Annotated in this window: 9 protein-coding genes and 4 pseudogenes; 5 read left to right on the top strand and 8 right to left on the bottom strand. The window is 44.4% G+C overall.

All coding sequences use genetic code 11. From position 1 onward, the window contains the following. Positions 1-62: 62 nt before the first annotated feature. On the bottom strand, positions 63-359 hold the full coding sequence (gene ihfA / locus AB4133_RS06385) for an integration host factor subunit alpha (RefSeq protein WP_004734853.1): 297 nt from the start codon (positions 357-359) through the stop codon (positions 63-65). Positions 360-808: 449 nt separating this feature from the next. On the opposite strand from ihfA, the pseudogene AB4133_RS06380 reads away from it, so the two are divergent. Further along, positions 809-946, top strand: a pseudogene (locus AB4133_RS06380) (GTP-binding protein); the annotation flags it as partial. A 117-nt stretch (positions 947-1,063) separates the two neighbouring features. Here the strand turns inward: AB4133_RS06380 and AB4133_RS06375 are convergent. Further along, positions 1,064-1,435 (bottom strand): annotated as a pseudogene (locus AB4133_RS06375) (EamA family transporter); the annotation flags it as partial. 551 nt (positions 1,436-1,986) lie between these two features. After that, positions 1,987-3,369, bottom strand: coding sequence for a hypothetical protein (locus tag AB4133_RS06370; protein WP_372224086.1), 1,383 nt, complete (start codon positions 3,367-3,369; stop codon positions 1,987-1,989). Positions 3,370-3,763: 394 nt separating this feature from the next. Here AB4133_RS06370 and AB4133_RS06365 point away from each other — a divergent pair, with 394 nt between their 5' ends. Together AB4133_RS06365 and ltrA are read left to right on the top strand one after the other, a co-directional pair. After that, on the top strand, positions 3,764-3,907 hold the full coding sequence (locus AB4133_RS06365; protein WP_162497971.1) for a hypothetical protein: 144 nt from the start codon (positions 3,764-3,766) through the stop codon (positions 3,905-3,907). Positions 3,908-4,141: 234 nt separating this feature from the next. Then, a complete protein-coding gene (gene ltrA, locus AB4133_RS06360; protein ID WP_372224085.1) occupies positions 4,142-5,614 on the top strand; it encodes a group II intron reverse transcriptase/maturase in 1,473 nt (490 codons plus the stop codon). Between the two features lie 234 nt (positions 5,615-5,848). Here the strand turns inward: ltrA and tnpC are convergent, their stop codons facing one another. The 4 genes and pseudogenes from tnpC to AB4133_RS06340 form a co-directional block, all read right to left on the bottom strand. Further along, a complete protein-coding gene (gene tnpC, locus AB4133_RS06355; protein ID WP_372224084.1) occupies positions 5,849-7,378 on the bottom strand; it encodes an IS66 family transposase in 1,530 nt (509 codons plus the stop codon). A gap of 59 nt (positions 7,379-7,437) precedes the next feature. Further along, positions 7,438-7,791: an IS66 family insertion sequence element accessory protein TnpB gene (tnpB, locus tag AB4133_RS06350; RefSeq protein WP_372224083.1), complete on the bottom strand. Its 354-nt coding sequence runs from the start codon at positions 7,789-7,791 to the stop codon at positions 7,438-7,440. Then, on the bottom strand, positions 7,788-8,105 hold the full coding sequence (gene tnpA, locus AB4133_RS06345) for an IS66 family insertion sequence element accessory protein TnpA (protein ID WP_120459697.1): 318 nt from the start codon (positions 8,103-8,105) through the stop codon (positions 7,788-7,790). Before tnpA ends, tnpB begins: the two co-directional genes overlap by 4 nt. An 81-nt stretch (positions 8,106-8,186) precedes the next feature. Continuing rightward, positions 8,187-8,558 (bottom strand): annotated as a pseudogene (locus tag AB4133_RS06340) (hypothetical protein); the annotation flags it as partial. Between AB4133_RS06340 and AB4133_RS06335 the strand changes: the two are divergent. Next, positions 8,549-9,835, top strand: a pseudogene (locus AB4133_RS06335) (PLP-dependent aminotransferase family protein); the annotation flags it as partial. The pseudogenes AB4133_RS06340 and AB4133_RS06335 sit on opposite strands and share 10 nt — an antisense overlap. A gap of 275 nt (positions 9,836-10,110) precedes the next feature. Then, the gene (gene cqsA, locus AB4133_RS06330; RefSeq protein WP_372224082.1) at positions 10,111-11,292 is read left to right on the top strand and encodes an alpha-hydroxyketone-type quorum-sensing autoinducer synthase; all 1,182 of its coding nucleotides are present in this window, start codon (positions 10,111-10,113) and stop codon (positions 11,290-11,292) included. Between the two features lie 150 nt (positions 11,293-11,442). Here the strand turns inward: cqsA and AB4133_RS06325 are convergent, their stop codons facing one another. Further along, the gene (locus AB4133_RS06325; RefSeq protein WP_372224081.1) at positions 11,443-13,491 is read right to left on the bottom strand and encodes a response regulator; all 2,049 of its coding nucleotides are present in this window, start codon (positions 13,489-13,491) and stop codon (positions 11,443-11,445) included. Positions 13,492-13,549: the final 58 nt, after the last annotated feature.

The raw sequence follows: 13,549 nt of genomic DNA, 5'->3' as shown, positions 1-13,549 counted from the left end.
GCGTTTAGCTTAAACTCTATGCAGATACAAAAAGACCACGCTAGGCGTGGTCTATTGCTTGGCTACTTCTCGATTTTAATATTTTCGACACGGGCCTTTAGTTTTTGTCCCGGTCTAAAAGTAACAACACGTCGAGCAGAAATTGGAATGTCTTCACCAGTTTTCGGGTTACGACCAGGTCGCTCGTTTTTCTCGCGAAGATCAAAATTACCAAAACCAGACAGTTTTACCTGTTCGCCATTTTCGAGCGCTTTACGAACTTCTTCGAAAAACACTTCCACCGTTTCCTTGGCATCCCGCTTGCTGTATCCGAGTGTCTCAAACAGGTTCTCAGCCAAATCGGCCTTCGTGAGTGCCATAAAACTTTCCTCAAAGCTATGTTAAACATTGCTACCATCGCCAGTAGCGCCAAAGCATTTACCCTATTCAATCAATGAGATAAGGTCATTTACTAGGAAAGTGTATGCCAAGCTTCTGATTTTCGCCAACTTTTTTATCTTAACTATTTAATTATTCTTTCAAATCAGAAAGATAACTCGCTTCAAATTTCACATATATAGCTAAAAACCATCTACTCAACAGTAACGAAATGGAGTTATATTCCATACAAACAACCATTAATAGAATTTAAAACTTTAGCGAACTAAATAATAATTTTTGAGACTTTTCTCCGATACCCAATAAAATCAGCCACTTGATTTGATATGGGACTCAACAAAGGTTACTAAATAAGCGTTATTAAATATAAGATTTGTATCATTTCAGAATTTAATTCGAATTCACTTATAAAAGCCTATGTTCTTTTGAGGTTTTCGGTTACAACTTAACAGAGGATGGCTTGACGGAATCAGAACTCGATGAGTGTATCGAAATCAGAATAGAAATGATCGGTCTAGAAATAGACGATGATCTTGAGAGCCAGTTACTTGCGTGTATGGTTAGTTGATTGCTTAGTAAGTTGGTTATTTAAATAACTTCACTTCTTCGACATAGAATAAGACCTCACAAGTGCGAGGTCTTATTTGTCATTCAAAGCTGCTCATGCAATATCAGCTTTCTTCAATCATTTTTGTTCAGCAAGTGTTTGTGTCGCTTTGGTATTCGTTACATTCGCAGGTTTCACAATCAAACCAATTCCGACAAGAAACAGTATTGATGCAACAACCTGAGCCACAGACAGCACCTCATCATACATAAAGTAACCGCTAATCAATGCGAAGATAGGCACTAACAAGGTTAACGGCGCGGTCGTGCTTAAAGGGTATTGGATTAGCAGCTTATTCCATACCCAATAACCAAATAGCGTGGTTGGGTAAGCCTGAAACAGCACCGCAATCGTCGTGTTCCAATCCCATTGTTCGATGCCCTGCCAGATAATTTGGTCACCATGTAACATCACGGCAAATAACACTAATGGCACTGGAGCAAACGTAAGCGCCCCACAAACCCACGGGGCGTAATTAATGCCTAAAGTTCCAAGTGTCAAAAGTACAGTGCTTTCACAGTACAATTCTTGGGTTGTTATTAGGTATAAATGCCCAATAACTTATGGAATCCGATTCATAATGAGTTTCCAAAGCCCACTTACGCTGGATGTAAAAAGAAAAAGCACTATAGAGATTTTTTTTCAACAAGTTAAAGAGTGATGTTAATGATGAGTCGTATAGTTCGAGAAATAAAAAGAGGAAGAGAAGTACCCCCTACTTCAGGAAGCGAATATTATCCAGAAGGGAGCTAGTTTTAATAAGATGTCATTGATTTAAAATAATTTACTAATTAGTATTTTCGATACTAATTCATACTAAAGTAGTTATCAGCCACCTTTGGTGCAAGAGTCGTTCTGGAAGCCCGAATCCCATCCCTTGGTTAATCAATCGCAGACAAGCTTTTGTCCAAAACCTTCACAGGTTGAATTATTACCCGTGGTATGTTCTACCTCAGAAATGCCCCAAAACGAGTTCCGGGGCATTGACGAATGAAGCTTTGTTAGTTCTCTTTTTGAATCCTAGTCAGTGCCTTCAGCTCATTTAGAGTATCTTCTGTATCAATAATTTGACCATCGAAGCTTGATAGGTAAAAGGTTTGAGCTTTATCGCCGTTAGTATGAACCTTCATGCCACCCACGACAGGTGTAAGGAATGGAACTTGTCTATATTCCAGTTTGTCACCCAGTAAATCCTCGAACCCTTCCTTTAAACCTAAGTCATCACCTAAAACCCCGATCTTTCTAGCTAAATGGTCACCACCTTTATCAACATAGACTACCCAGTGAACACTTTCACCGTTTAAATCAGATTCAGCGAGATTGTAAAAATCATAGTGCTCATTTGACATTACAGGTGTTGTCTCGCCAGTTTCTGGGTTAATTAAGCTAAGACTCTTGGTGTTTGAATAATCCTCGTTACTAGAGGGTTTAACTAAAGTGAAGATTTTACCATTCTGTTCGTAAACTCGATCATTGCCATAGAAGTCTATCGAACCAACGTTGTCACCGTAGTTACTGTTTGAGCTTAAGTCTGTAATCGTAGTTCGATCTTTCTTTTCGTAAGTAAATGCCCAATCACCAATCAAGTCAGCATGTTCGATGAAATCCATAGTGGTATGGTAATAGTTCATTACTCCGTCATTATACAAGCCTACTGCGGTGTAATTCTGTGGCTCACTGTCATAGTAAACATCGCCAATAGCAATGATGATTGTTTTATCACCGTCAGTGGAGTAAGTGATGTAACTCTCAGGTTGTCCATCTCTCTCTCGCTTGAAATTAAGCTCAACCAGTGTTTTCACGTCATTAATGTTCTCATCGTATTCCATCAACCATGACTGTTTGTCGTACTGGTTGTGTCGGATGAATCGTAAAGTGCCATTCTTATCAACTGACATACCTGAGTTGGTTAAATGAATCCTGTGATCATCGTCATCATTGCCCCTAGCAATACATTCGATACCACCGCCTTTTTCGCTGCTGTGCATTGGGACTTTAAGTATTACGCATGAATCCACATGTGAGACATCACCACTACCATCAGCTTCCAGCTCAAATCCAATAAATGCACCTTTAAGGAAGAGGTTGTTCTGGCTTGCTACTGTTTCTACTATTTCACATTTGGTTGCACCCGCAACGTAATGAAAGTCGAAGAGGTTGGAAATATCTGGTTGATTGTGCCCTTGCTCGCCTACTTGAGTGAAGTAATCACCACAAGTTTGGATATCCGAAGATCGAGCACCTGTTTGAGCTTGCTGCATAAAAACAACAGCATTTTTGGTGTTTACGTTGGCGATGCCTCTTGTGCCTTGATTGCCTGAGTCTGAACCGCCATCACATCCTAATAATAGTGCTGATGCGGTGATTAAAGTTAGCTTTTTCATTAATATAATGTATTGTTTTATCTGATTTTCATGGTGTTTAGTTTACTACTATTAGGCTATCTAGTTTATGGAATGACGGTTTCAAACTGTTAGTAAATGTGTATTTCAATCATTGAGGGGAAACTAGATAAAATAACGTTATACATTTCCGTTAAATCGTCTAAGAATTGAAAGCTCTCTAACTCATTTTTGTCCGTGCGACCTGAGGTCGTATGAAGCGTTGTTCACCGCTTAACGAGTGAACCATCTGTATCACCAGATGAACCTACGAGCCTGAATAAAGCAGCGGCTCGGACAATGTAACGAAACTTGGCCGTTGGGCTGAGTGGGAAAAGAATCGTGAGAGGACGTTCCTCCTGAAAACCACAATTCGGGTAAGTGCTAGGTAGTCAGTATGATGAACGTATGTGAATCCATTCAAGGTGCGTTATATGATGAAGCAGCGGAAGTGGTTAATACGCTGTGGCCAAAAGGCAATGAGAGTTGGAAAGAGGTTGGACAGTACTTTTTCGTGGTCGCCGTACTCTCCGCACTATAGTGGGCATCTAAGCTGACATTTTACGTAACATACGGAACAGGGTAAGCCTGTATCACTCCCTTTGGGAAAGCCTTTGTGGCCGATAGTGATGCAGGTATAGGAGGTCGGAAAAAGCGAAAGCTGCATTGTAATGATGCAGATACAGACTTATGTCTGATCACGAAAGTGAGCCCACTTCCGACTGGTCTCCCATTGCGAGAGAATTTGAAGAACTTTATTCAAGGAGAAAAGCAAATGGTGATCTCGAAAGAGATTAGTGCATCTTCTGACGGCGCTCAATGGCAGTCCATCGACTGGAAATCCGTTGAAGCACACGTATTGAAGCTTCAAATGCGTATCGCAAAAGCAACGAGAGAAAAGAAATACGGTAAGGTGAAGTCCTTACAGTGGCTCTTGACTCATTCTCGCTCAGCCAAGCTTCTTGCGGTTAAGCGAGTCTCTCAGAATAAAGGCAGTAAAACGTCTGGAATAGACGGTGTCACCTGGAACACAGATGTACGCCGTATGAAAGCAGTCAATCAACTGAGCCGCAAGGCTTACTCTGCAAAACCACTCAAACGTATCTACATCCCCAAAAAGAACGGTAAGCTCAGGCCATTGGGTATTCCATGCATGATTGATAGAGCGCAACAAGCCCTCCACCTTCTAGCATTAGAACCAGTGTCCGAAACGCTTGCCGACCTCAATAGCTATGGGTTTAGGCCAAATCGCAGTACGGCTGACGCCGTCAGTCAGTGTTTCAAATGTTTGGCTCTAAAGCGATCAGCGAAATGGGTTCTTGAGGGAGATATTAAGGCTTGCTTCGACAAAATCGGGCATCAATGGCTTATGGACAATATCACGGTAGATAAACGTATGTTAGAGCAATGGTTACAGTCTGGCTATGTGGATAAGGGTCTGTTCTATGATACCGATGAGGGTACACCTCAAGGTGGAATAATATCTCCAACCTTGATGCTAATGACTCTCGCGGGAATAGAGCAACAAATAAAATCTACAGCTCTGAAAATGGGTGCTAGGGCCAACTTTATTGGTTATGCGGATGATTTCGTGGTCACCTGCTCTTCAAAGGAAGTGCTAGTGAACGATATCAAACCGTTGATTGCTGACTTTCTGGCAGAAAGAGGGTTAACCCTCTCCGAAGAGAAAACGAAGGTCACTCATATTGATGATGGCTTTGACTTTCTGGGTTTCAATCACAGGAAGTACAAAGGGAAATTGCTCATTAAACCGAGCAAATCTAACACGCTGTTATTCCTTAGAAATCTACGTGAACTTATTAAAAAGCACGCAACCATCCCTGTTAACGATCTTATCAAGTTGATAAATCCGAAACTTAGAGGGTGGGCGAATTACTATCGCCACTGTGTTGCTAAACAAGTATTCGGGTATGTCGGCCACAAACTATTCCAAGCGTTATGGCACTGGGCAGTTAGACGTTATCCAACCAAGTCCAAAGACTGGGTTGTTCATAAGTATTTTCTCAATCGTAAAGGCCAGTGGCAATTTCACGGTTGGCAGAAAATCATGGACATGGACTGTCACTTCAATCTGTTCCAAATAGCTAAAGTGCCCATCGAGCGACACGTAAAAATCAGGAATGCAGCGACCCCTTTTGACCCTCAATACCAAGAATATTTGGTGAAGAGAAAATCTAAAAGGCTAGCTCGTAACTCTTGGAAAGAGCCTGTCCCGACTGCGTTATAAGTTGCTGGGTATCAATGATGCCTTAGTGGAGGCTTGAGCCGTATGCAGTGAAAGTTGCACGTACGGTTCTTAGAGGGGCGGCACTTGGTAACAAGTGTCGTCTACTCGACAGAGGCTTCATAGACCCGAAGTTTTACTCGTGGCACTTTTCTCAAAAAGTGCAAGCTAGCTCAGTTTTACCCCAAATCTTCTCAGACCCAGCGTATCCGCCCCATGAACCCACGGGGCGACTTGTCAGTGTTTGAAGTTCCAAGGCAGGAGTGCGTCGATATCAGGCTCAGCTTTCGCCAGCTCTTTCATGCACTTGACCATGTAGTCGTAGAGGATAAGACCGTTGGCTTTCGCGGTCTCGATGATGCTGTAAAGCATCGCGCTCGCATCAGCACCGTTTGGTGTGTTAGAGAACAGCCAATTTTTCCTGCCAATAACCAGTGGTTTAATTGCGCGTTCAGCGCGATTATTATCAATAGATAAGTGACCATCGTCGATATAACGAATAAGCTTTGACCACTGCCCAAGCGTATATTTTATCGCTTTGCCTAGTGGGCTAGAGCCAATCACCTTCTGGGTCGTCATCCATTGGTAAAGCTCATCCAGTATCGGCTTGGCAAGCGCTTGACGCTCTGCTTTTCGCTCTTGGGCAGGCGCACCTTTTAAGCGTGATTCTATCCCGTAGAGTTTTTGGATTTTAGCCAGCGCCTTATCAGCCTTGCCCGATTTACCTTTCCCTTGAAGCTTCTTCGCATCCATGAACTTGCGACGAGCATGCGCTAAGCACCCTACATTGGTGACGTGATGCAGACCATCATAAGCCGCGTAGCCATCGGTTTGTAGATAACCGTTGTAGTCACCTAAAAAGTCCACGGGACACGCCCTCGCGCGACTGTTTTGATAGTCGTACAAGGCAATATTTTTCACATTCGGCAGTGCCGCTTCGGGTGAGTCAGCGCCTGAGCAGTAGAGCCACATATAACACTTCTTCTCTTCTTTGAGCACATTGAGCGGCGTTTCATCCGCCTGAACCACCACTTGTTGAAGCAGGTGCTCTTTCAAGGCGGCATACAGCGGGGCGAACTTCTCACTGACTTGGATAACCCACCTTGCCATGGTGGTGCGTGATAGCTCGATACCCGACGGGGTAAACAGCGATTCTTGGCGATAAAGTGGCATCGCGTATTGGTATTTGCCAAGAATGATGTTGGTCAGCAAGCTTTCTGTGGCGAAGCTTTTAGGGATGAGACTCTGAGGGGATGGCTTCTGAACGATACGGCTGCTGTCACCTGTTTTCTCGCACTGGCGGCAAGCGTACTTAGGACGAACATATTCCAACACTTTGAGTACCGCTGGCGTGAACTCTAGCTTCTCGCTGCGGTCTTCACCGATTTTATGCAGGCTATGATTGCAGCAAGCGCACTGCTTTTCATGGTCGTCTACATCAAGTTCGATAACCTCACGAGGCAAGGTCTTAGGCAGAGGTTTACGTTTACCGCGCTTTTTCGTTGTGGTCGTGGTTGTCACCTCAACCTCGTCTTCTTTAACGGCTTCACATTCCGCTTCGTTGAAGAGGTCACCTTGTGATTCATCGTAAGGCTTTAATGCCTCCGAGCGTTTCGCGAACTGACGGTCGAAGGCGAGTTTGAGTTGTTCAAGCAGCGATTGGCGCTCTTGTTTCCACTCATTTCTCTCCGACATCAGAGCAGCTACCATCGCTTGTAGCTCGGCAACATCTTGGCTTTCTGGGTTGATATTTGGCGTCTTTTTCATAGCATTGATTATACTAAAATCGTGCCGTTAACGCTTGGAGAATAAGGCTTTATTCTCGATTAACTCATTGTAAAATCGTTTATTTTGATGGGTTCGTGGCCGATAATTGTGAAGCCTGAAAGCAGTCTATCAAGCTCAAATTGAGTGAGGGTAAACACCTGATTTTTCTCTTTTGAAGACCACTTATACTTGGCTTTTTCAAGGCGTTTATACCAGAGGGCGAAGCCTGTTTTATCCCAGTACAACACTTTAATCTTATCGCGCTGTTTATTGGTAAACAGGAACAGCGCACCGCTGCCAAGAGGCAAGTCAGTATCATTTTCGATAATCGCTGCAAGGCCGTTGATGGACTTTCTAAAATCGACGCTTTCACGATAAAGGTAAATGTCTGGAGCGCTGAGCATACCTTTCATGACAACGCTCCAATGAGTTCAGCAAGATAGGTGGCTGGCGTGCCTTGAGGAATGCTCAGCTCCACATCATTGATGAGAAGTGTCATGTTCGCCGTAGCTATCTGGGCCTGATACTTGGTTGTCTTTTCAACGATTTCGGCTCTAACAAATCCGACAGATTCCGATTGGTTTGCTGTTTGGAGTTGACGCCGTTTGGCAAAGAACGTGGATAAACTCAGTCCATGCTCTTCACAAAAAGCGCGTTGGGTAACACTGCTGCTTTCATATTGCTCAAACAGTGATTGCCATTCTAGGTCGGTGCGTCGTTTTACCATTTCAACTCTCCTTTGGGTTGGAGAGATGATCTTATTCTTCGTGCTGGTTAATTAGAATGCGGGGTTCGTGACACGCTTACGAGCAAACAGCATCCCCCAGACATTGAACGCAAAAGCTTGAGTGGTTTTCGATGCCTTAACGATCACGCCCATCAAGGTCCAACTGCACGCCGCAATCATAATCAAGATCACGCCATTAACGGTGACATTACCCGTAGCTGCAGATACCAATACCGCCAATGCACACATAGCTAGCATCGCACCCAATAATTTACGAATAGAAGCACTCTCCTTGAACAACCACACGCCAACCGCCATGCCGATTAATACGTTGGTTGAAAGCAAGACCGATGAAAGCCCAGACGATAAACCAGCAGTGATCGACCATGAAGCCATACCCCAGATACCCACACCGAACACAAAGCCATAACTGACTAAGTAGCGCCAAGCAACAGGCGATCAGCATGTCGACCGTGGTGAGCTGCTACCAAAAACTGGAATCACAAGGTTGGATTCATTCTCGACCGCAAGCGGGATATTTTGTTTCTCCTCATAAACCTGCTCACTCAACCCCAGAGTGGGCACAGTTTGAGAGTAAGGTGTCCAGCGTTAGGCAAACCTCATCGACTCACAACTCAATCAATGGGCCTTTAGGGGTTTCGAGCACCACTAATGATGAGCAGTCGATCGTTGAACTGGAACGAAGTTTTCGTCGCGCTATTAGGCGTATGAGCAACAGGCTTAACCATTACCCAGATACACAAGGTGAGCCGATTTTACGACAGGCATTATCCACTCATTTTGCCAAGCTCGATGTGCACTTTTCACCTGAAGAGATGGTGATTACGGCTGGCTGTATGTCTGCGATTAAGGCCGCACTTGAATCTTGCACTAAAGAAGGCGACACCATCGCTATTAGCTCGCCATGTTTCAACGGTATTCTGGAATTGCTCAGACAAATGTCGCGAAAAATCATCGAGATCCCGTCTCTAGATGATGGTGTCGACTTGCAACAACTGGAAGCGCATTTGAAAAATAAACAAGTCGATGCCGCGATCTTTTGTACCTCTCATATGAACCCTCAAGGGATCAACATGTCAGCCACTCAAAAGCAGAAACTGGCTGAATTAGCGAATCACTATCGAGTGCCGATCATTGAAGATGATGTGTATCTGGAACTGTCCTACTCCTCACACATGCCGCTCCCCGCGAAATACTACGACAAAGGCGGTTTTGTCTTATGGTGTGGATCAGTATCGAAAAGTTTGTCACCGAGTTACCGTTTGGGATGGTGCTTGCCGGGCAGGTTTATCAACGAATACAAGGCTCAGTTCTCAGCTGCGAGCTACGGCGTTGCCCTGCCCACTCAGCTTGCGGTTGCTGACTTTATTGGATCTGGCCAATACGCTAAGCACGTGAAGAGAAGATGCACTCAGATCTTGTCTTTGCGCCAACAATACCTAAGTTATTTGGCTCAGCACCTTCCTCAAGATGTGAAGATAAGTAATCCACAAGGTGGCATGGTGCTTTGGCTGCAAATCCCAAGCTTGAACCAGTCAGCCTTTGCTCAGGGCATTACCGAGAAGAACATTGATATTAGGCTTGGACACCTGTTCAGCACTCTCGACCTTTACAGCAATTGCTTACGCCTCAATATTGGGTATCCGTTAGAGGATGAAGCCAAGCAGCAATTGGATGCCTTAATCGAGCTTATCCATATTCACAGCTAACAGCACGTAGCACGTAGCCTTTCAAAATCCGCTTTTTTAAATGCCTTCGAATGCCGAATTCTAATAGCCTTTTGTCATAAAAAAGAAGGCTATTATTCCTATCTTAATTCGGGTAAAGCCCCAAACCGTAAGGAAACCCACTCGCCTCAAAACCCTTAAATGCTGAGTTTGCAAGCACCCACAAAATTATGCAACTTGGCTAATGACACATCACTTTTTATCGTCAATATACAGCCGTCAGCGCTGGCGTTTTCCTGTATTTGAAGAGAACTATTATGAGTGATAAAACAAAAAACAAACCACTACCTTCCTTTATCGAAGAACGCTTGAACTTCTATATTCAAGACCTGATTACCCAGAACCAAAGCCAAAAGCATTTGGTATTGGGTAAACGCCCCCAGCGCAGTGCCGTTGTGATGCAGAGCAATGATTACCTAGCGCTGTCACACAACAAACAGATCCAACAAGCCCATCAAGCGGCGATCTGTGAGCACGATGACAACGTGGTGATGTCTGCGATTTTCTTACAAGATGAGCAGTCTAAACCTGCGTTCGAAACTGAGCTTGCGAACTATGTTGGAATGGAGAGCTGTTTGCTTTCTCAATCGGGCTGGGCGGCCAATATTGGGCTATTGCAAACCATCTGCCCACCGGGCACACCTGTGTATATTGATTTCCTTGCACACATGTCGCTATGGGAAGGGATTCGGGCTGCCGGCGCAGTTGCCCATCCGTTTATGCATAACAATATGAATCACCTACGCAAACAGTTAGAGCGCCACGGCTCAGGTGTCATTGTTGTCGACTCGGTTTACAGCACAATAGGCACCATTGCCCCACTGTGCGACATCTACGAAATGGCGCAAGAGTTTGATTGTGCGGTCGTCGTTGATGAATCCCATTCACTGGGTACACATGGAGAGAATGGTGCAGGCTTAGTGCAAGCATTGGGGCTCACCAACCAAGTCGACTTCATCACCGTTAGCTTGGCAAAAACCTTTGCTTATCGCGCTGGGGCAATCCTTGGCCCTAAACAACTGTCTAAAACCTTGCCGTTTGTGGCGTACCCTGCGATTTTTAGCTCAACAGTGTTACCACAAGAAGTGGTTCGTTTAGAGAAAACGTTGGAGGTGATCAAAGGTGCGGAAGACAAACGAGAAGCCTTATTCAATCGGGCTAAGTCGCTGACTACGGGGCTAAAGCAAATTGGCTTTAATATCCGCAGTGAGTCTCAAATTGTAGCGCTAGAGTGCGGCAATGAAAGAAACACGGAGCGTGTGCGAGACTTCTTAGAAGAACGTGATGTGTTCGGTGCGGTATTCTGCCGCCCTGCGACTGGCAAGAACAAAAACATCATCCGTTTTTCAGTGAATGCCGATATGACACCAAGAGACATTGACCATGTGCTCACGGTTTGTCACGAAGCGTACCATCACCCCGAGTTAGAGTTCGTGTAACCTTTTTCGAACCATATTTATAACCAACACCAACGGCAGGACTGAATGGACGCTATCATGTCGCGATACAAAAAGAGCCCAGCAATTCGCTGAGCTCTTTCTTGAATCTATGTCTACCCAATGGCCGTGAACTTCAGACTATTACACCCGCTAAATCCAGTGAGCAATTTTATCAAACAGTCGGTTTTTATCGGCAGGTTTAACAATAAAGTCCGACATGCCTGATGATTCCATCTTTTCCAAGGTAACGGGAGAACTGTCACCCGTGTGAGCAATAATCGGCACCGAAGAGTATTCTTTGTCGGCACTGCGAATTCGGCGAGAAGCTTCAACACCGTCCATGATTGGCATTTCAATATCCATTAGGATCAAGTCGATTTCGTCGGTATCAAGCGCATCTAAGGCTTGTTGTCCGTCTTCTTTTTGCACAACATCAAAGCCCTGTTTTTCCAATAACATTGCCGTAAATCGGCGTAGAGATTCATTGTCATCGACCACCATAATCGTACGTCTAGTGGTGGCCTCTAGCGGTTTTACAGCAACCGATGGCATCACGTAGTTGGAGTCAAACAGTAAACGGTCAATGGTCGCTTCAGTATTTAGTAGCCAGACTTGTGTTTCCACCCAAATAGGCTCGAAAGAAATGTTACGTACACGCTTGATAGGATGACGCTCATACAAGTAAATGATTCGCGCCTCAGTGAACGAAAGTAACGATTCAATCTTATCGAGGCAACTAGCTCTTAAATCCAAGCTCTCCATATCAACGAAAATCAAGTCGAACTCAAATTGATATTCCTTATTCTGAAGCGCTGATGCCACATCCAAAATCTCTAGGTCAAAACCCATAAAGCGAGAGATTTCAGTCATTTTACTGGAAAGCACTGTCTGATCACTGATCATCAGCACCGTCTTGAGTTTAGTCAGTTCGCTCTTGATTTCCTCTACCGAATTGGAAGTCAAAGATGGGAAAATCATCGTGAACTGTGTCCATTGATCCACTTCAGACTGGCATTTAATCTCACCACCAAACGAGCGCATGACCTTCTGACAAAATGGCAAACCTAAACCGTAATTACCCGACTGGCCTGTGGTGTAAAAGTCTTGGAAAATACGACGAATGATATCGCTCGAAATACCAGAGCCGTTATCCGTCACCATTATCTGGTTCGTCACTTCATCACTGAACATGGTGACATGAATATGAAAATCTTCAGGGCTACGATGATGGAACGCATTCTTGAACAGATTATACATGGCGTATTTCAACAAGGTGTCGCTACCCAAGAACTCAAAGTTACTCTGCACATCCAAGGAGATTGCTGACTTATCAGCAGAGCGCTTGTAATTGAAACTGTCTATCGCATCCTCAACCACCGCTTGCGCTGAATGCTTCTTAAACGTAGATCGAGAGACTCGGTTTTCATCAATTGAAGTCAGTAACAGATCTATCGTTTCGTTACCGGAATGAATGATCTCCATCGCTTCATCGCCCACTTCACGCAACTGAATCACTTCTTCATTGCTTAACGCATATTGCCCTCTTTGATCGCCACTTTTAGGGTTCGGCAATATGGACTGCATGACATCAATAGAGGTAAGTAATCCGCTTAGAGGGTTTCGCATCTCATGGGCAATACCCGCACCAAAAGACTTCGCCAATGACACCTTGTTTTCATGTTCCACCTGATTGCGGAAGTAGAACAAGTTGCCGAATAAGTAGATAAACAAAAAGATTGGCACATGCGTCCAATCCATTGTGAGTTCGAGGTAGAAGCCTTGTGCAATCCAAGCGCACAAGGTAGCAATCCCAATACCGGCAAAGGTTTGTGCAAACATCACTCTCGTCACGTGCACCAATAAAATATGGAGGAAAATAGCCGACATGAATGACATAACCCAAACGTTGGACCAATTATTCATTAGCAGCATGTAGAAGAAGAAACCTGGCAAACAGATAGTTACGGCAACTTGATAATAAGCCGGAAGGTATTTTCGCCATTCAAATGGGACGCGATTGCGAAATATAATGCCAAAGAACAATACCGAGCAAAACAGGCGAAGCGCTAAGTTTTCGTAGGGTTGCGGGAACAAAAACTCCCACACAATGTAGTAAATTGGGAAGCCGACAAAGCCCATCCAACCCACGAGGGTTAAATTCGGTTCTGCGTACTGGTAAACTTTACGAATCGCGTTCATACGAAATACTTTGCTCTCTAAGCCCTGACGTTTATTAATTCTATGATTTGGTTTTTAT

Origin of the sequence: Vibrio sp. 10N.286.52.F8, assembly GCF_041468745.1 — a bacterium.
In the GTDB taxonomy this organism is placed as follows: domain Bacteria; phylum Pseudomonadota; class Gammaproteobacteria; order Enterobacterales; family Vibrionaceae; genus Vibrio; species Vibrio crassostreae_C.
This window is presented reverse-complemented; position numbering and strand designations above follow the sequence as displayed.